Raw genomic sequence first — 17,174 nt, 5'->3', positions numbered from 1 at the left:
GCGGCTCAATCGTCGAGCTTGCAGGTGATGGTATAGACCACGCCCAGCGGCAGGAAGTCGACCGTGGCCTCGCCGCCGAGCTGATCGCGCGCGCTGCGCTCGATTAGGCGGGAGCCGAAGCCGCGCTGGATCGGCGCCGAGACCACCGGGCCGCCGGTTTCCTGCCACACCAGCCGCAGCCGTGCCGGCAGCTTCTTCGCCGCGTCGGCCGCGCTCGCCAGCTCCCAGGACAGATCGACCTTGCCGGTGTCGTTGGAGAACGCACCATATTTGGCGGCGTTGGTTGCGATCTCATGCACGATCATCGACAGCACGACGGCGAGCCGCGGCGACAGCGCCACCTTCGGGCCGGAGATCCTGATGCGGTCGGGCGTGTTGAGGCGGTAGGGCTTGAGCACGCGCTCGATCACGTCCTGCAGCTCAGAACCCTGCCATTTCTCCTTGCTGAGCAGATTATGCGCCTCGGCGAGCGCGCCGAGCCGGCCCTCGAACTTCTCACGCTCATGGCGGCTGGCGCTGCGGAAGGTCTGCACCGCGATCGCCTGCAGGATCGCCAGCGTGTTCTTGACCCGGTGATTGAGCTCCTCGATCAGCAGGTCGTGCAGCATCTCGGCGCGCGCGATCGTCGTCGCCATCCGCACCGCGAAGGCCAGACCGATCGCCAGCATGATGCCGCCGAGCAGGCTGGTGACGGCGAGGTTGCGCCACAACGGCGCAACCAGCGAATCCTCGGCGATGCCGGCGCCGATGGTCCATCCGGTGAGGGTGGAATGGGTGAAGCTCGACAGCAGCGGCACGCCCTCGAGCGATACGCTCGACAGCGTCGCCTCCTGCTCGCTGCGCATGCGATCAAACACCGAGGGCGAGGCCTGCTTGCCTATCGTCTCCGCCGGATTTGGCACGCGTGCGAAGACGGTCGCCTGGCGGTCGAGCAGCGACAAGGTCCAGTCCGGATTCGGCCGCTGCTTTTCCAGGATGGTCTGGAACATCTCGATCGGCGGGCTGAACGAGATGTCATAGACGACCTCGCCGTCGCGAAAGACGGGCACCTCGACGGTGACGATCAGGCTCTTCTTCACGACGCCGTAGAACAGGTCGGAATATTGCGGCTGCCGGGTCTCGAACACGCGGCGGGTGATCTCGCGGTTGTTGCGCGTCGGCAGGTGAGCCGTATCCGTCGTCGCCGACGAGAACAGCTGGCGTCCGTTGCGGTCGGCGACCACGATCGTGCCGTTCTTGCCGTACTGCTCGAGGAAGCCCATCGCGATCGGCCGGAAGCGTTCGAAATCGCCGGTGGTCAGAGCATCGGTCAGCGCCAGGACCTGGACGCCGCCAGTCATGCGCTGCATTTCGGCATCGAGCGTCAGCCGGATGCTGCGCACCGTCTCCAGCACGCGCTGACGGGCGTCGCTGCGATCCTGCATGTAGCTGTGCAAGACGATTCCGCCTGCGAACAGGATGAGCGGCAATGTGGTCCCTGCGACCAGAAGAGCAAGCCGGATCGGCAGGGAGAGTTTTGGCACGGATGCCCCGTTTGAGCTGGCGCTGCCGATCGCCGTTGGGACTGACGCAGGCGGGAGACGCGTCGGGCGGAGGCGAATTTGTGCGGCGAGCGCATATCAGGCTGGAGCGGCTGCCTCCGCAAGGGTTCGGCGGTTGCAGCCGTTCACATGACTGTCAGCATAGGAGAGCACCACGTGCACGCCAAGCGCAACGCGCGGGGATCGCCGGTTCCCTGAGCGGCTTTACCGCCACGACGCCGCTCCTAGACGTTGCTTTCGGTGATCGCCGCGTACACCATCGTGCGCAGCTCGCGGCGGATCGGGTAGGCGCTCGACGGCAAGACCTGGGTCATGAAGATCGTGATCAGCTCCTCGGCCGGGTCGATCCAGAACGCCGTGGAGGCCGCACCGCCCCAGGCATATTCGCCGGCGCTGCCGGGAATCAACGTCTTGGCCGGATCCATCGTCACCGAGAAGCCGAGACCGAAGCCGATGCCGTTATAGGCTGCTTCCGCGAACATCGAGCGCGACAGCGCCGGCAGGTCGACGCCGCCCGGCAGATGGTTCGAGGTCATCAGCTTCAGCGTCTTCGGTCCGAGCAGCCTGACGCCGCCGAGCTCGCCGCCATTGAGCAATGCGCGGCAGAACGTCAGATAGTCGGCCGTGGTCGAGCACAGGCCGCCGCCGCCGGAGATGAAGTCGGGCGGGTTCAGGAACGAACTGGTCGCCGGGTCGTCCTGCAAGGTCAGGCCGCCCTTGCGATCGGCGGCGTGGAACGACAAGGCGCCGCCGGCATCGGCCGAGTAGCACGCCGCCAGCCGGTGCGCCTTCGCCGCGGGCACGTGGAAATCGGTGTCGCTCATGCCGAGCGGATCGAAGATGCGCTGCTTCAGGACTTGCTCGAACGGCTGGTCGGCGATCTTGCCGACGAGATAGCCGACCACGTCGGTTGAGACCGAGTAGTTCCAGGCCTCGCCCGGCGAGAATTCGAGCGGAATACGCGAGAGATCATCGATCATCGACTGCAGCGTTCCCGCCTTTTCGACTGCGCCGATCTTGGCGTCGCGATAGGCGGCATCGACGTTCGATCGCTGCTGGAAGCCGTAGGTCAGGCCGGAGGTGTGGCGCAGCAGGTCGACGATCAGCATCGGCCGCGACGGCGGCCGGCTGACAAAGGCCGGCGCGGTGCCGGCGACGAACACGCCGAGATTCTTCCACTCCGGAATGTATTTCGCGACCGGCTCGTCGAGCGCGACCTTGCCTTCCTCGACCAGCATCATGAAGGCGACCGAGGTGATCGGCTTGGTCATCGAATAGATGCGGTAGATCGTGTCGTCCCTGACCGGGACCTTGCGCTCGACGTCGGCATAGCCGAGCGAGCTCGCATGCACGATCTTGCCGCGGCGATAGACCATCAACTGCGTCCCGGGAAAGCGGCCGGCCTCGACATAGCGCTGCCGCAGATGGGCATCGATGCGATCGAGCGCGGCTTTCGACATGCCGACGGTTTCGGGCGAGGCGGGTGTCGGGGCGAGCATCGGGCGTCTCCGCTATAATCGGTTTCTGGCGGCCTGCGCGAGGATCGGCCGCGCATCCCGTTTGTTCCGGGTGATAGCCGAAAATCGCGCCGCGTCCAATGGCAGGCCAGGCATGCGTCGTGTACCCTTTGCGCCGGGAGGAATTGGCAATGACACAATTCAATGAAGGCGAGCTCACGGAGGCCGTCGTCGCGAGCTTCGAACGGACACCCGATCCGCGCGCGAAATTCCTGCTGCAGGAATTGGTGAAGTCGCTGCACGATTATGTGCGCCGGACGGAGCTCACTTTCGACGAATGGGCCGCCGCCATCGACTTTCTCACCCGCACCGGACAGACCTGCACCGCAAGCCGGCAGGAGTTCATCCTGCTGTCCGACGTGCTCGGCGTGTCGATGCTGGTCGACGCCATCAATCATCGCGACCGGGCAGGGGCGACGGAGACGACCGTACTCGGCCCGTTCTACGTCGGCGAGCACAAGGTGACGCCCCACGGCACCGACATCTCGGCGGATCTCAAGGGCGAGAAGATGTTCGTCCAGGGACGGGTGACCGATCTGGCGGGTGCCCCGCTGGCAGGCGCCGCGGTCGATGTCTGGCATGCCGACGACGAGGGCTTCTACGATTCGCAGCGGCCGTCCTATGAAAGCGATGGTCCGTCGTCGCGGGCGCGCTTCATCACCGATGCTGATGGCCGCTTTTTCTTCCGCACCATCCTGCCCTGCAGCTATCCGATCCCGACCGACGGACCGGTGGGACGGATGATCCTCGAGACCAAGCGTCATCCGATGCGCCCGGCCCATGTGCATTTCCTGGTGGACGCCAAGGGCTACGAGCCGCTCATCACCCATGTCTTCGTCGGCGGCGACGAATATCTCGACAGCGACGTCGTCTTTGGCGTCAAGGACGAGCTCATCGCCCAGGTCGAGCGGCGCAGCGACGCGGTGATGCCGGACGGCAAGCTGGCCATCGGGCCATGGCACTTGATGACCTATGATTTCCGCATGAAGCCGGGAGCGGGCGTGGCGCCGAGGCCGCTTGGCGCGATCGCGCCTGAACCCGCCTGATCCGCGGCTGGCAGGTCCGCCTACCAGCCGCCGTGGCGAGCCGCGAGCAGGATGATCACTGCGATCGCGAGCAGCGCAGTCGTCGCCTTCCAGAACAGCAGCGGATTGCGCTCGATCAGGGGCGTCCGGCCGCCGCCGATATAGGCGGGATTGGGGTGCCGAAGGTCGAAGACGAATTCCGAGAGGCTCTCGTAACGTTTGGCGGCGACGGGATGGACGGCGCGCCGGAGTGCGCCATCGATCCAGAGCGGGACGGTTTGGTCATCGCCGGAGGCCGGGTGATAAAGCACCTTGCGAAACTGCGCCCGGGTTCGTGCACGTGCCATCTGCGCGCCGTAGGGCAGCCGGCCCGTCAGCATCTGGTAGGCGATCACGCCGAGCGAGAACTGGTCGGACCATTCGGAGCCGCCCTCGCCGAGAAAATATTCCGGCGCCGTATACTGCTGGGTGCCGAGGATGCTGTCGTGGTCGGCAGCCGGATCGGCCTCGACCACGCCGCTGACCCGCACCGATCCGAAATCGATGATCTTCACCGTCCCGGTCCGGTCGATCATGATGTTTGCAGGCCGCAGATCCTGGTGCAGCACTTCCTTGCGATGCAGCGCCTGCAGCCCCCTGGCGATCTGCTCGATGATGTCTCTGACGGTATCGAGATCGGCTTTGGGATGGTCGATCATCCATTGCGCCAGGGTCTGGCCTTCGACGAATTCGGTGACGACGTAGAGATGATCGCGGCGACGCGTCGATGGGAAGGCCTTCAGCACGTGCGGGTTGTCGATCCGCCGCGCAATCCAGTCTTCCATCAGGAACCGTTTGAGATAGGCCGGGTCGCCGCGCAGGTCGATCGAAGGCACCTTGAGGGCGACGGCGAGCTCCGTCTCGACGTCGACGGCCAGATAGATGTGGCTGCGGCTGCTGGCGTGGATCTCGCGCACGATCCGGTAGCCCTCGAAGATCATCCGCGCGTCCAGCAGCGGCGCCGGCGGCAGCTGCTCGGCCTGGACCGGAATCTCGGCGGCATCGCCGGCACCGAGTTCGTCGATCCGCACGATCTGGATCGTGAGATTGTCCGCGCTGCCCTGCGCCAGCGCCTCAGCGACGATGATACGGGCCGCCTGGTCGAGGTCGTGGGAATTCTCTTTCAACACGTTGGCGACAAAACGCTTGCCTACGTGTTCGTGAACGCCGTCGGTCGCGAGCACGAAGATGTCGCCGCGCTCGATCCGAATGGCCTGATAGTCGATTTCGACCTCGGGATTGACCCCGAGCGCACGCCCCAGATAGCTCTGCTGCGACGAGATGATGACGCGATGATCGTCGGTGAGCTGCTCGAGCGAGTGGCCTGCGGGGCGATAGATGCGACAATCGCCGATATGGAAGAGATGCGCCGTGGCCGCCTTGATTACCATCGCACTGAGCGTGCAGACGTAACCCTTGTCGCGGTCATAGGCGTATTGGCTGGCTCTGGTCTGGGCGTAGAGCCAGGAGTTGGCCGCGGCGATCACGCGTCGCGCCGAGGTCTTCACCGACCAGGCATCCGGCGTACAGTAATAGTCGGTCAGGAAGCTCTTGACCGCCGACTCGCTCGCAATGTGGCTGACCTCGCTGCTGCTGATCCCGTCCGCGATGGCGATCGCGATGCCCTTCAGGCTGAGCGCCGGCTCATCGGGAATCAGTGCGCCGTGGAAGTCCTGGTTGCCCGGCTTCTGCCCTTTGTCGGAATGCGCTCCGATGGTGATCCGCAATGGCATTTGGGCTATCGAGCGATTTGAGGAGAGCCCGACCTTAACTGAAGCCGGGCTCTCCAAGGGAGACGGAAATCAAGCCGCGACGCGGGCTGCGATCTTGGCATCACGCTTCGGCTGCGTCCTGACATGGGTGGCGTACAGCGTCAGGCCGGTGAACGAGAGACCGCCGACGAGATTGCCGAGCACGGTCGGGATCTCGTTCCAGATCAGGTAGTCCATGATCGAGAACTTCGCATGGAGCATCAGCCCCGACGGAAACAGGAACATGTTCACCACCGAATGCTCGAACACCATGTAGAAGAACACCAGGATCGGCATCCACATCGCCAGCACCTTGCCCGGGACCGTCGTCGAGATCATCGCGCCGACCACGCCGGTGGAGACCATCCAGTTGCACAGCATTCCGCGGATGAACAGCGTCGCCATGCCGGCCGCGCCATGCGCCGCGTAGCCGAGCGTCCTGCCTTCACCGATATTGCCGATGACAGCGCCGACCTTGTCCGGCTCCTGCGTGAAGCCGAACGTGGTCACGAATGCCATCATGAAGGCAACGGTCAGTGCCCCGGCGAAATTGCCGATGAAGACGAGGCCCCAGTTGCGCAGCACGCCCGCGATGGTCACGCCCGGACGCTTGTCGATCAGCGCCAGCGGCGACAGCACGAACACGCCAGTCAGCAGATCGAAGCCCAGCAAATAGAGCATGCAGAAGCCGACCGGAAACAACAGCGCGCCGATGATCGGCTGGCCTGTGTTCACATTGATGGTGACGGCAAACCAGGCCGCGAGCGCCAGGATCGCGCCAGCCATGTAGGCGCGGATGACGGTGTCCCGGGTCGACATGAAGATCTTGGACTCACCTGCGTCCACCATCTTGGTCACGAATTCTGAAGGCGCGAGGTACGACATTCAAACGTCCTTTGTTTGCTCTCGGGAATAGATTGCGCGCTGCCTTGCGAGAGGTTCTGGCTCTCGCGGGACATCGCCACGGGCAGGCGGATCGGATGTCGAATGCGGGGAAGGGCGTCACGACGACCGCGCCGAGGTGACCCCGGTCGCGAGCGCGCGTCCGTCCCGGAGATCAGGCGCCATCGGCCTCGACAGTCCGGCGAACCGCAGTCATCGTTGACTTGTAGGCGTCGAAGCAATGCCTGTGCCAATTTTGACGCCAATCAAAAGATCATCGATTTCAATCGATTACGTTTGGACGTCCGGGCCGCGGCTGCTTGAAAGGGCTGATTTGCTGCCCTGGTGCTCATGGAACAATCGCGCCATGCCCACTTTGTGTGCGGCGCACACAAAGTGGGCGAATCGCAAATTTTGGATGCGGCCTTCTGCCTCTGATGGATTTGCTGTGTGCAGTTAAGCGATTGAATCTACTTGTAAATTCAAAAATGATGCGTTGGCACGAAGCTTGAAAGAGCATTCGCGACGCCATCGATGCCGTCCGCGCAATCCTCATCCGAATCGTGACGCTGCCCCTTCCGAGGCCACCTCGGAACACGCGCCTTCGTGCGTGGCGCAGCGACCCGCAACGGACGGCCTTTTCACCCATCGAGCGCTCTTCAGACAAAGGACGACAGCACTCATGACGAAGACTGCCAATCCTGCTCGCCGCAACGGCTTCAGCCGTCGTCAGCTTCTCAAGGCGGGCGCCGGCACGGCTGCGCTGCTAGCAGCCGCGAAGCTGAACTTGCCGGGCGGAGCGTTCGCCCAGGGGGCGGGGCCGGAAGTCGCCAGCGCCAAGCTCGGCTTCATCGCGCTCAGCGATGCCGGTCCGCTGTTCGTGGCCAAGGACAAGGGCATCTTCGCCAAATACGGCATGCCCGACGTCGACGTACAGAAGCAGGCCTCGTGGGGCACCACGCGCGACAATCTCGTGCTCGGCTCTGAAGGCAACGGCATCGACGGCGCGCACATCCTGACCCCGATGCCGTACCTGATCTCCTCGGGCAAGGTGACGCAGAACAACCAGCCGACGCCGATGTACATTCTGGCGCGGCTCAATCTCGATGCGCAGTGCATCTCGGTCGGCAAGGAATATGCGGACCTCAAGCTCGGCCTCGATACCGCGCCGTTCAAAGCCGCGCTGGAGAAAAAGAAGGCCTCCGGCAAGTCCGTGAAGGCCGCGATGACCTTCCCGGGCGGCACCCACGATCTCTGGATCCGCTACTGGCTCGCCGCCGGCGGCATCGACCCCGACAAGGATATCGAGACCATCGTGGTGCCGCCGCCGCAGATGGTGGCCAACATGAAGGTCGGCACCATGGACTGCTTCTGCGTCGGTGAGCCGTGGAATGCGCAGCTCGTCAACCAGGGTATCGGCTATACCGCCGTCACGACGGGCGAGATCTGGAACAAGCATCCCGAAAAATCCTTCGCGATGCGCGCCACCTTTGTCGACAAATATCCGAAGGCCGCGAAGGCGTTGACGATGGCGGTGATGGAAGCGCAGCAGTGGGCCGACAAGATGGAGAACAAGCAGGAGCTTGCGACCATCATGGCCAAGCGGCAGTGGATGAATTGCCCGGTCGAGGACGTCGCCGGACGCACGGCCGGCAAGTTCGACTACGGTACCGGCAAGGTCGTCGAGAACTCGCCGCACATCATGAAGTATTGGCGCGACTTCGCGTCCTATCCATTCCAGAGCCACGATCTCTGGTTCATCACCGAGGACATCCGGTGGGGCAAGTATGAGGCTGGCTTCGACGCCAAGTCGCTGATCGCCAAGGTCAACCGCGAGGACATCTGGCGCGAGGCCGCCAAGGAGATGAACATCGCCGCCGCCGAGATTCCGACCTCCAAGTCGCGCGGCAAGGAGACCTTCTTCGACGGCAAGGTGTTCGATCCGGAAGATCCCGCCGCCTACCTGAAGTCGCTGTCGATCAAGCGCGTCGACGCCTGATCAGGACCTCCCGCCGCGCGCGAGGCGCGCGGCCTCTCTCATTGCACGGAGAACGATTTCCGATGTCCATGCCAGCGTTGACCAACGATAGCGCTCCCCAGGTCGTGCCGACCGCGGCGGCGTCCACCTCGGCGTCAATCGTGACCATGACGCCCAAGCAGGCGCCGAAAGCCGAACGCTTTGGAAAGATGGCCCGCGAGGCCGCGGTGCGTGTGGTGCCGCCGTTGATCGTGCTGGCGCTGTTCCTGCTGATTTGGGAGCTGGTCTGCCGCCGGGCCGGCTCGGCGCTGCCGCCGCCCTCCCGGGTGTTCAGCGATACCCGCGAGCTGATCTTCGATCCGTTCTTCGATCATGGCGGCATCGACAAGGGACTGTTCTGGCATCTCGAGGCCAGCCTGCGCCGCGTCGCCTTCGGCTACGCGATTGCTGCCGTCGTCGGCGTCGGTGTCGGCACGCTGATCGGCCAGTCGGTGTGGGCCATGCGCGGCCTCGATCCGATCTTCCAGGTGCTGCGCACGATCCCGCCGCTCGCCTGGCTGCCGCTGTCGCTGGCGGCGTTCCGCGACGGCCAGCCGTCGGCGATCTTCGTCATCTTCATCACCTCGGTATGGCCGATCATCATCAACACCGCGGTCGGCATCCGCAACATTCCGCAGGACTATCGCAACGTCGCCGCGGTGGTGCAGCTCAATCCGCTGGAGTTCTTCGGCAAGATCATGATTCCGGCGGCCGCGCCCTACATCTTCACCGGCCTGCGCATCGGCATCGGCCTGTCGTGGCTCGCGATCGTCGCGGCCGAGATGCTGATCGGCGGCGTCGGCATCGGCTTCTTCATCTGGGATGCGTGGAATTCCTCGCATATCAGCGAGATCATCCTGGCGCTGTTCTATGTCGGCATCATCGGCTTCGTGCTCGATCGCCTGATTGCGGTCGTCGGTAAGATCGTCACCCGCGGCACCGCGACGAATTGAGAGGTAGAGATCATGGCCTATCTGAAGCTCGATCACGTCGACAAGACCTTCACCCGCGGCACCGCCACCACCGAAGTGCTGAAGGACATCAACCTCTCGATCAACAAGGGCGAATACGTCTCGATCATCGGCCATTCCGGCTGCGGCAAGTCGACGATGCTCAACATCGTGGCGGGGCTCACCACGGCCACGACCGGCGGCGTGCTGCTGGAGGAGCGCGAAGTCAATTCGCCGGGACCCGACCGCGCCGTGGTGTTCCAGAACCACAGCCTGCTGCCCTGGCTGACGGTCTACGAGAACGTGCGGCTCGGCGTCGACAAGGTGTTCGCCAAGACCAAGACCCGCGCCGAGCGCGACGCCTGGACCATGCACAATCTGAACCTGGTGCAGATGGCCCATGCCAAGGACAAGCGGCCCAACGAGGTCTCCGGCGGCATGAAGCAGCGCGTCGGCATTGCCCGTGCGCTCGCCATGGAGCCGAAAGTGCTGCTGCTCGACGAGCCGTTCGGCGCGCTCGACGCGCTGACGCGGGCGCATCTGCAGGACTCGGTGATGGCGCTGCACCAGAAGCTCGGCAATACCATCCTGATGATCACGCACGATGTCGACGAGGCGGTGCTGCTGTCCGACCGCATCGTGATGATGACCAACGGCCCGAGCGCGCATATCGGCGAGGTGCTCGAGGTCGCCCTGCCGCGGCCGCGCAAGCGGCTCGAGCTGGCGACCAACGCCACCTACGTCAAGTGTCGCCAGCGCGTGCTGGAGTTCCTGTATGAGCGGCATCGCTACGTCGAGGCGGCGTGACGATTGGAAAGCGGAGAGCGCATCGAACCGCTCTCCGCGTCGGGCAACTAACGGGTTCTCGTTTCCATCATAAGGATTTCCCATGACGCCGTCTCAGATCGCATTGGTTCAGGATAGCTTTGCCAGGGTCGCGCCGATCTCCGATCAGGCCGCGACCATCTTCTACGATCGGCTGTTCGAGGTCGCGCCGCAGGTGCGCGCGATGTTTCCCGACGATCTCACCGAGCAGCGCAAGAAGCTGATGGCGACCTTGGCGGTCGTCGTCAATGGATTGACGAATCTGCCCGCGATCCTGCCGGCGGCAAGCGCGCTCGCCAAGCGCCACGTCGATTACGGCGCCAGGCCGGAGCACTATCCGGTGGTCGGCGCCGCGCTGCTGTGGACCCTCGAGAAGGGACTTGGCGACGGCTGGACGCCCGATGTCGCCGATGCCTGGACCGCGGCCTACGGCACGCTGTCCGGCTACATGATCGCGGAAGCCCATGGCAAGGCGCAGGCGGCGGAGTAGGCGCTTTGAGTGAACCGCTCGTCATCGTCGGCAACGGCATGGCTGCCGCAAAGCTGGTCGAGGAATTGTCGCAGACTGCGCTCGGCCGCTACGCGATCGCCGTCATCGGCGAGGAGCCGCGGCTCGCCTACAACCGCGTGCTGCTGTCGTCGGTGCTGGCCGGCGAGGCCGCGTCCCACGAGATCGAGCTCAAGCCGGCGGCCTGGTGGCGCGAGCGCGGGGTAACGTTGAAATACGGTGCGCGCGTCACCGCCATCGATGTCGGCCGTCGCGAACTGCGGATCGAGAACGACGAGAACGTGGCGTTCTCGCGCCTGGTCCTCGCCACCGGCTCGCTGCCGCTGCGGCTGCCGGTGCCGGGCGCCGATCTGCCGGGTGTGCACACATTCCGCGACAGCCGGGACACGGACGTGCTTCTGGCGCTGGCGGCGAAGAAGGGGCGCGTGGTGGTCGTCGGCGGCGGGCTGCTCGGGCTGGAAGCGGCCTATGGCCTGGCGCGTGCCGGCGCCAGGGTGACGCTGTTGCATCTGATGGACCGGCTGATGGAGCGGCAGCTCGATGCGCCGGCCGCCGCGTTGCTCAAGTCGCTGGTGGCGCGCAAGGGCATCGAGGTTCTGCTCAATGCCAGCACCGCGGCCATCCATGGCGATGGTCGCGTCGAAGGAGTCGAGCTGGCCGATGGGCGGCGCCTTGCCACCGACGCCGTGGTCTTCGCGGCCGGCATCCGGCCGAATGTGACACTGGCGAAGGAGGCGGGGCTCGCGGTCAACCGCGGCATCGTCGTCGACGACGCGATGCAGACCTCGGCGCCCGGCATTTTCGCGCTCGGCGAATGCGCCGAGCACCGTGGCACCTGCTATGGGCTGGTCGAACCTGCTTATGAGCAGGCGCGGGTGCTGGCGCGGCATCTCGCCGGCCGCCAGGCGGCCTATGGCGGCAGCGTCGTCTCGACCAATCTGAAGGTGTCGGGTGTGTCGGTGTTCTCGGCCGGCGACTTCATGGGCGCCGAGGGCAGCGAGGCGATCGTGCTCAACGACGCCAGGCGCGGCATCTACAAGAAGCTCGTCATCGCCGAGGGACGCCTCACCGGCGCCGTGCTGATCGGTGAGACTCAGGACGCGTTGTGGTATCGCGACCTGATCCGGAGCCGCGAACCGGTCGCAGCGATCCGGACAGCGATGATGTTCGGCCGCGCGAGGGCGCGGCCGCAGGCAGCGTGAGAAGGGGCCACGCACGACGATGACGACGCTCGATCCGAAGCTGCCGATGGTGCGCACCGCCTGTCCCTATTGTGGCGTCGGTTGCGGCGTGCTCGCCACGCCCGACGGTCGCGGCGGTGCGGCGATCTCCGGGGATCCTTCGCATCCGGCCAATCTCGGCCGGCTCTGCTCCAAGGGCTCGGCGCTCGGCGAGACGCTCGGGCTGGAGAGCCGGCTGCTGTACCCGATGATCCGCTGCAAGGGCGGAATGCAGCGGGTGGCCTGGAGCGATGCGCTCGATCACGTCGCGACCCGGCTGAAGCACATCGTCGCCCGCGACGGCGAGGATGCAGTGGCGTTCTATCTCTCCGGCCAGATGCTGACCGAGGACTACTACGTCGCCAACAAGCTGATGAAGGGCTTTCTCGGCTCGGCCAATGTCGACACCAATTCGCGGCTGTGCATGGCCTCGTCGGTCGCCGGCCACCGCCGTGCCTTCGGCGCCGACACCGTGCCCGGCACCTATGAGGATCTCGATCAGGCCGATCTGCTGGTCTTCGTCGGCAGCAACGCCGCCTGGTGCCACCCGGTGCTGTACCAGCGCATGCTGGCCAACAAGCAGGCGCGCGGCGCCAGGTTCGTGGTCATCGATCCACGTCGCACCGACACGTCGAGCGAAGCCGATCTGTTCCTGGGATTGAAGCCCGGCGCGGATGCGGCGCTGTTCGCCGGCCTGCTGGTGCATCTCGCCGACAGCGGTGCGCTCGATCACGACTACATCAACGCTCACACCGGCGGCTTCGACGAGACCCTGGCCCGCGCCCGGAGCCTCGCCGGCAGCGCCGCGGCGACCGCGCTCGCCACCGGCCTGTCCGAGGTCGACGTCGCCGCCTTCTTCAAGCTGTTCCGCGATACTCCCAAGGTCGTCACCCTCTATTCGCAGGGCGTCAACCAGTCGGCGCAGGGCACCGACAAGGTCAACGCGATCCTCAACTGCCATCTTGCGACCGCGCGCATCGGCAAGCCGGGCATGGGGCCGTTCTCGCTGACCGGCCAACCCAATGCGATGGGCGGCCGCGAGGTCGGCGGGCTCGCCAACCAGCTCGCGGCCCACATGGGCTTCACGCCGCCGGACATCGACCGCGTCCGCCGCTTCTGGAAGGCCAAGGACATCGCCACCCATGAGGGTCTCAAGGCGGTGCAGATGTTCGAGGCGATCGCGCGCGGCGAGATCAAGGCGCTGTGGGTGATCGGCACCAACCCCGCGGTGTCGCTGCCGGACGCCGATCTGGTCCGCGCCGCGCTCAAGAAGCTCGAGCTGCTCGTCGTGTCCGAGAACGTCCGCTCCAACGACACCGTCGATGCTGGCGTCCACGTGCTGCTGCCGGCGCAGGCCTGGGGCGAGAAATCGGGCACGGTCACCAACTCCGAGCGCCGCATCTCGCGCCAGCGCGCCTTCCTTGCGCCGGCCGGCGAGGCCATGCCGGACTGGTGGATCCTGAGCGAGGTCGGCAAACGGCTCGGCCACGCGGGCGCCTTCAATTACAACTCTGCGGCGGACGTGTTCCGCGAGCACGCGGCGTTGTCGGCGTTCGAGAACGACGGCACGCGCGACTTCGACATCGGCGCGCTGGCGACGCTCACCGACGACGAATACGACGCGATGGCGCCGGTGCAATGGCCGGCGCGCGCGGGCAGGCCGCCCGAGCCGCGCTTTTTCGCCGAAGGCGCCTTCTTCACCAACGATCGCAAAGCGCGCTTCGTCGCGCCGGAGGTGCCGGCGCTGCGCGGCGAGACCACCGCCGCCCGCCCGCTGCGCCTGAACACCGGTCGCATCCGCGACCAGTGGCACACGATGACGCGCACCGGCTTGAGCCCGCGGCTATCAGCGCATCTGCCGGAGCCGTTCGTCGAGGTGCACCCGGATGACGCGCTGCGCTATGGCCTGATGCATGACGGTTTCGCCAAGGTCACGACCGAGCACGGCCAGTGCATCCTCAAGGTCGTCGTCAGCGAGCGCCAGCAGCGCGGCATGCTGTTCGCGCCGATCCATTGGAGCGCCACCAACTCATCGCATGGCCGCGTCGGCGCGCTGGTCGCCTCCTACACCGATCCGTTCTCCGGCCAGCCCGAGGCCAAGGCGACCCCGGCTGCGATCAGTTCTTATGAGTACGTATTCCGCGGCTTCATCCTGTCGCGCAACGAGCTCACGCTGCCGTCCAACCTGTGGTGGGCGCGCGCGACGGTGCAGGGCGGCTTCGGCTATCTGTTCGCCGACAACGGCGATCTGTCGCGCTGGCCGGCCTGGTTCAAGGCGCGCGCCACCGACGATGTCACGGACTACATGGATGTCGGCGGCGGCGTCTATCGCGCCGCGTCGTTCGCCGACGATCGCATCGAAACCTGTTTGTTCGTCGGCCCCGGCCATGATGCTGGCGACTGGAACGTCGTGAAGACGATGTTCGCCGCCGACCGCCTCGACGACGACCAGCGTCGCACGCTGCTGTCCGGCCGCGCGCCCGACGGCGTCGGCGGCGGCCCGATCGTCTGCGCCTGCTTCGGCGTCGGCCGCGACACCATCTGCGATGCGATCACGGCAGGTGCGCGCACGCCCGCCGCCATCGGCGCGCAGCTCAAGGCCGGCACCAATTGCGGCTCGTGCATTCCGGAGATGAAGCGGCTGATCGCGCAGACGGCCACGGACGCCCCGCCCATCGCGGCGGCGAGCTAGCCGAGAACACTGTCGTTCCGGGGCGAGGCCAACGGCCTCGAACCCGGAATCTCGACATGGTGGAAATGAAACAGCGCAAGACAAGCTCGGGATTCCGGGTTCGACGCTGACGCGTCGCCCCGGAATGACGTGGGTGTGGAAGCGTGTCAGATGCCTTGAGCAGGGAGGGCACCCAATCGACGCCGTGCGCCTCATCCACTATGCTCCCGCGCATGAAGCACAAGACATTCGGAACCGGCGGCGGCGGCGTCTCCGTCATCGGGCAGGGCACCTGGTATCTCGACCACGCCGATCGCCGCCGCGCCATCGCCACCCTGCGGCGCGGCCTGGATCTCGGCATGAGCCACATCGACACCGCCGAGATGTATGGCGATGCCGAGCTCGTCGTCGCCGAGGCCATCGCCGGCCGACGCGACGAGGTGTTCCTGGTGTCGAAGGTGCTGCCGAGCAACGCCTCGCGCAAGGGCACCGTCACCGCCTGCGAGCGCTCGCTGCAGCGGCTGAAGACCGACCGGCTCGACTGCTATCTCCTGCACTGGCCGGGCTCCTATCCACTCGCGGAGACGGTGGCGGCGTTCGAGGAGCTCAAGGCGGCCGGCAAGATCGCGTCCTGGGGCGTCAGCAATTTCGACGTCGACGATCTCGACGAACTGCTGGAGGTCGCAGGTGAGGGCAAGATCGCCTGCAACCAGGTGCTCTATCATCTGCAGGAGCGCGCCATCGAGCATGCCGTCATTCCGTGGTGCGGCCAGCATGGTGTTGCCGTGGTCGCCTACTCGCCGTTCGGCCATGACGACTTTCCGGAACGCCGCGGCGCCGGCGGCGAGGTGCTGCAGCGGATCGCGGAGCAGCATGGTGCAACGCCGCGCCAGGTCGCGCTGGCCTTCCTGACGCGGGCGTCGTCGCTGTTCGCGATCCCCAAGGCGTCGCGGCCCGGGCATGCCGAGCAGAATGCGGCGGCCGGCGACATCGAGCTCACCGCGGCCGAGATCGCCGCAATCGATCGCGCCTTTCCGCGCGGGCCGAAGCCGCGTGGGCTGCCCATGCTGTAATGCAGCATCACGGAAAATTACGGATGTTTGCTACCCCGGCGCGTAGCAACGCATAAGTGCTGCCCGCTTCGATGGGTTGTCGCGGCGTCGCGATTGGCGTTTTGTCGCCACTCACCGAATCGTCCTGTCTCCAAACGTCCGAGTTCGACCGTGACCCCGCCACCGAGTGCGGCCGCCGCCGCGCGCCTCGACGATGTGCCGACATCCGTGCAGGAGAAGCCGCAGGCCACGCGCAAGCGCGCGCCCGCGCGGGCCGACCGGCCGTTCCGCGGCATCGCGCTGATCCTGCTGTCGACCGTGTTCCTCGGCACCTCGGACGTCACCGCGAAGTATCTGTCGAAGACGCTGCCCTCGATCGAGATCACCTGGATCCGCTTCGTGGTATTCGCAGCGATCATGGTGCCGGCGATGATCCCGGGCTCGCCGCTGTTCGCGATGCGCACCGAGCAGCTCAAGTTCCAGCTGCTGCGCGGCGTTGCGCTGCTCGGCTCGTCGCTGATGTTCATCACCGGTTTACGCTATCTGCCGATCGCCGAGGCCTCCGCGACCGGCTTCGTCGCGCCGCTGTTCGTCACCGCGCTGTCAATCATCTTCCTCAGCGAGAAGGTCGGCCTGCGCCGCTGGGTCGCAACCGCGGTCGGGCTGTGCGGCGTGCTGATCATCCTCCGCCCTGGCACCGGCGCGTTCCATCTTGCCGCGCTGTTCCCGATCGTCTCGGCGTTCGCCTGGGCCTGCACGCTGATCATGACGCGGATGATGAGCGGCCGCGAGCACGCCATCACCATCATGACCTATTCCTCGATTGCCGGCGTCTGCGTGCTCACGGCAATCGTGCCGTTCGTATGGACCACGCCGTCCTGGCAGGACATCGGCTTCGGCGTGCTGGTCGGCGTCGCCTCGACCATGGGGCAGTGGATCGTGGTGCTGGCATTCCGCTATGCCGACGCCTCGGTGCTGGCGCCGTTCTCCTACACCCAGCTCCTGTGGGTCAGCATCCTCGGCTTCCTGGTGTTCGGCGAGGTGCCGGACGTCTGGACCATCGTCGGCGCCGCCTTCATCGTCTCCAGCGGCCTCTACACCGCCCATCGCGAGCGCGTCCGCCGCTCGCAACTGCTCCAGGTCGCCGGCGAGAGCTCGCCGAATCCGTGAGCCATC

The 17,174-nt window shown here is 65.7% G+C and carries 13 protein-coding genes; 9 read left to right on the top strand and 4 right to left on the bottom strand.

The features are described from left to right. Positions 1–5: 5 nt before the first annotated feature. Entirely contained in the window at positions 6–1,523 is a 1,518-nt protein-coding gene (locus QX048_RS16390) for a sensor histidine kinase (protein WP_315826415.1), read from the bottom strand. Between the two features lie 242 nt (positions 1,524–1,765). Further along, entirely contained in the window at positions 1,766–3,040 is a 1,275-nt protein-coding gene (locus tag QX048_RS16385) for a serine hydrolase domain-containing protein (RefSeq protein ID WP_315826414.1), read from the bottom strand. A 149-nt stretch (positions 3,041–3,189) separates the two neighbouring features. Between QX048_RS16385 and QX048_RS16380 the strand changes: the two genes are divergently transcribed. Further along, complete coding sequence (locus QX048_RS16380) at positions 3,190–4,104, top strand: dioxygenase (protein WP_315826413.1); 915 nt, start codon at positions 3,190–3,192, stop codon at positions 4,102–4,104. A gap of 20 nt (positions 4,105–4,124) precedes the next feature. On the opposite strand, the gene QX048_RS16375 is transcribed toward QX048_RS16380, so the two are convergent. Further along, positions 4,125–5,855 (bottom strand): bifunctional protein-serine/threonine kinase/phosphatase, encoded by a 1,731-nt coding sequence (locus QX048_RS16375; protein WP_315754178.1) that lies wholly within the window; start codon positions 5,853–5,855, stop codon positions 4,125–4,127. A gap of 69 nt (positions 5,856–5,924) precedes the next feature. After that, on the bottom strand, positions 5,925–6,758 hold the full coding sequence (locus QX048_RS16370) for a formate/nitrite transporter family protein (RefSeq protein WP_315826412.1): 834 nt from the start codon (positions 6,756–6,758) through the stop codon (positions 5,925–5,927). Between the two features lie 679 nt (positions 6,759–7,437). Between QX048_RS16370 and QX048_RS16365 the strand changes: the two genes are divergently transcribed. The 8 genes from QX048_RS16365 (at position 7,438) to QX048_RS16330 (ending at position 17,168) form a co-directional block, all read left to right on the top strand. Continuing rightward, complete coding sequence (locus QX048_RS16365) at positions 7,438–8,754, top strand: CmpA/NrtA family ABC transporter substrate-binding protein (protein ID WP_315826411.1); 1,317 nt, start codon at positions 7,438–7,440, stop codon at positions 8,752–8,754. A 62-nt stretch (positions 8,755–8,816) separates the two neighbouring features. Further along, entirely contained in the window at positions 8,817–9,725 is a 909-nt protein-coding gene (ntrB, locus tag QX048_RS16360) for a nitrate ABC transporter permease (protein ID WP_316200516.1), read from the top strand. Positions 9,726–9,734: 9 nt separating this feature from the next. After that, a complete protein-coding gene (locus tag QX048_RS16355) occupies positions 9,735–10,529 on the top strand; it encodes an ABC transporter ATP-binding protein (RefSeq protein WP_315715819.1) in 795 nt (264 codons plus the stop codon). An 82-nt stretch (positions 10,530–10,611) separates the two neighbouring features. Continuing rightward, the gene (locus tag QX048_RS16350) at positions 10,612–11,037 is read left to right on the top strand and encodes a globin family protein (protein ID WP_315826409.1); all 426 of its coding nucleotides are present in this window, start codon (positions 10,612–10,614) and stop codon (positions 11,035–11,037) included. A 5-nt stretch (positions 11,038–11,042) separates the two neighbouring features. Then, a complete protein-coding gene (locus QX048_RS16345; protein WP_409999223.1) occupies positions 11,043–12,257 on the top strand; it encodes an NAD(P)/FAD-dependent oxidoreductase in 1,215 nt (404 codons plus the stop codon). A gap of 19 nt (positions 12,258–12,276) precedes the next feature. Further along, positions 12,277–14,967: a molybdopterin-dependent oxidoreductase gene (locus QX048_RS16340; RefSeq protein ID WP_315826408.1), complete on the top strand. Its 2,691-nt coding sequence runs from the start codon at positions 12,277–12,279 to the stop codon at positions 14,965–14,967. 212 nt (positions 14,968–15,179) lie between these two features. Beyond that, the gene (locus QX048_RS16335; RefSeq protein WP_315826407.1) at positions 15,180–16,019 is read left to right on the top strand and encodes an aldo/keto reductase; all 840 of its coding nucleotides are present in this window, start codon (positions 15,180–15,182) and stop codon (positions 16,017–16,019) included. A 195-nt stretch (positions 16,020–16,214) separates the two neighbouring features. After that, positions 16,215–17,168, top strand: a complete 954-nt coding sequence (locus QX048_RS16330) for a DMT family transporter (protein ID WP_315715821.1) — start codon at positions 16,215–16,217, stop codon at positions 17,166–17,168. The last annotated feature ends 6 nt before the right edge of the window (positions 17,169–17,174 follow it).

Origin of the sequence: Bradyrhizobium sp. SZCCHNS30572 (assembly GCF_032484415.1) — a bacterium.
Taxonomy (GTDB): Bacteria; Pseudomonadota; Alphaproteobacteria; order Rhizobiales; family Xanthobacteraceae; genus Bradyrhizobium.
Note: the sequence above shows the minus strand (reverse complement) of the source record. Positions and strands in the feature narration are given on the sequence as shown.

What these genes read in the sequence shown, in the direction of transcription:
- QX048_RS16385 (WP_315826414.1), bottom strand. Translation starts at nt 3,040, where the DNA reads ATGCTCGCCCCGACACCCGCCTCGCCCGAAACCGTCGGCATGTCGAAA.
- QX048_RS16380 (WP_315826413.1), top strand. Translation starts at nt 3,190, where the DNA reads ATGACACAATTCAATGAAGGCGAGCTCACGGAGGCCGTCGTCGCGAGC.
- QX048_RS16375 (WP_315754178.1), bottom strand. Translation starts at nt 5,855, where the DNA reads ATGCCATTGCGGATCACCATCGGAGCGCATTCCGACAAAGGGCAGAAG.
- QX048_RS16370 (WP_315826412.1), bottom strand. Translation starts at nt 6,758, where the DNA reads ATGTCGTACCTCGCGCCTTCAGAATTCGTGACCAAGATGGTGGACGCA.
- QX048_RS16365 (WP_315826411.1), top strand. Translation starts at nt 7,438, where the DNA reads ATGACGAAGACTGCCAATCCTGCTCGCCGCAACGGCTTCAGCCGTCGT.
- ntrB (WP_316200516.1), top strand. Translation starts at nt 8,817, where the DNA reads ATGTCCATGCCAGCGTTGACCAACGATAGCGCTCCCCAGGTCGTGCCG.
- QX048_RS16350 (WP_315826409.1), top strand. Translation starts at nt 10,612, where the DNA reads ATGACGCCGTCTCAGATCGCATTGGTTCAGGATAGCTTTGCCAGGGTC.
- QX048_RS16340 (WP_315826408.1), top strand. Translation starts at nt 12,277, where the DNA reads ATGACGACGCTCGATCCGAAGCTGCCGATGGTGCGCACCGCCTGTCCC.
- QX048_RS16335 (WP_315826407.1), top strand. Translation starts at nt 15,180, where the DNA reads ATGAAGCACAAGACATTCGGAACCGGCGGCGGCGGCGTCTCCGTCATC.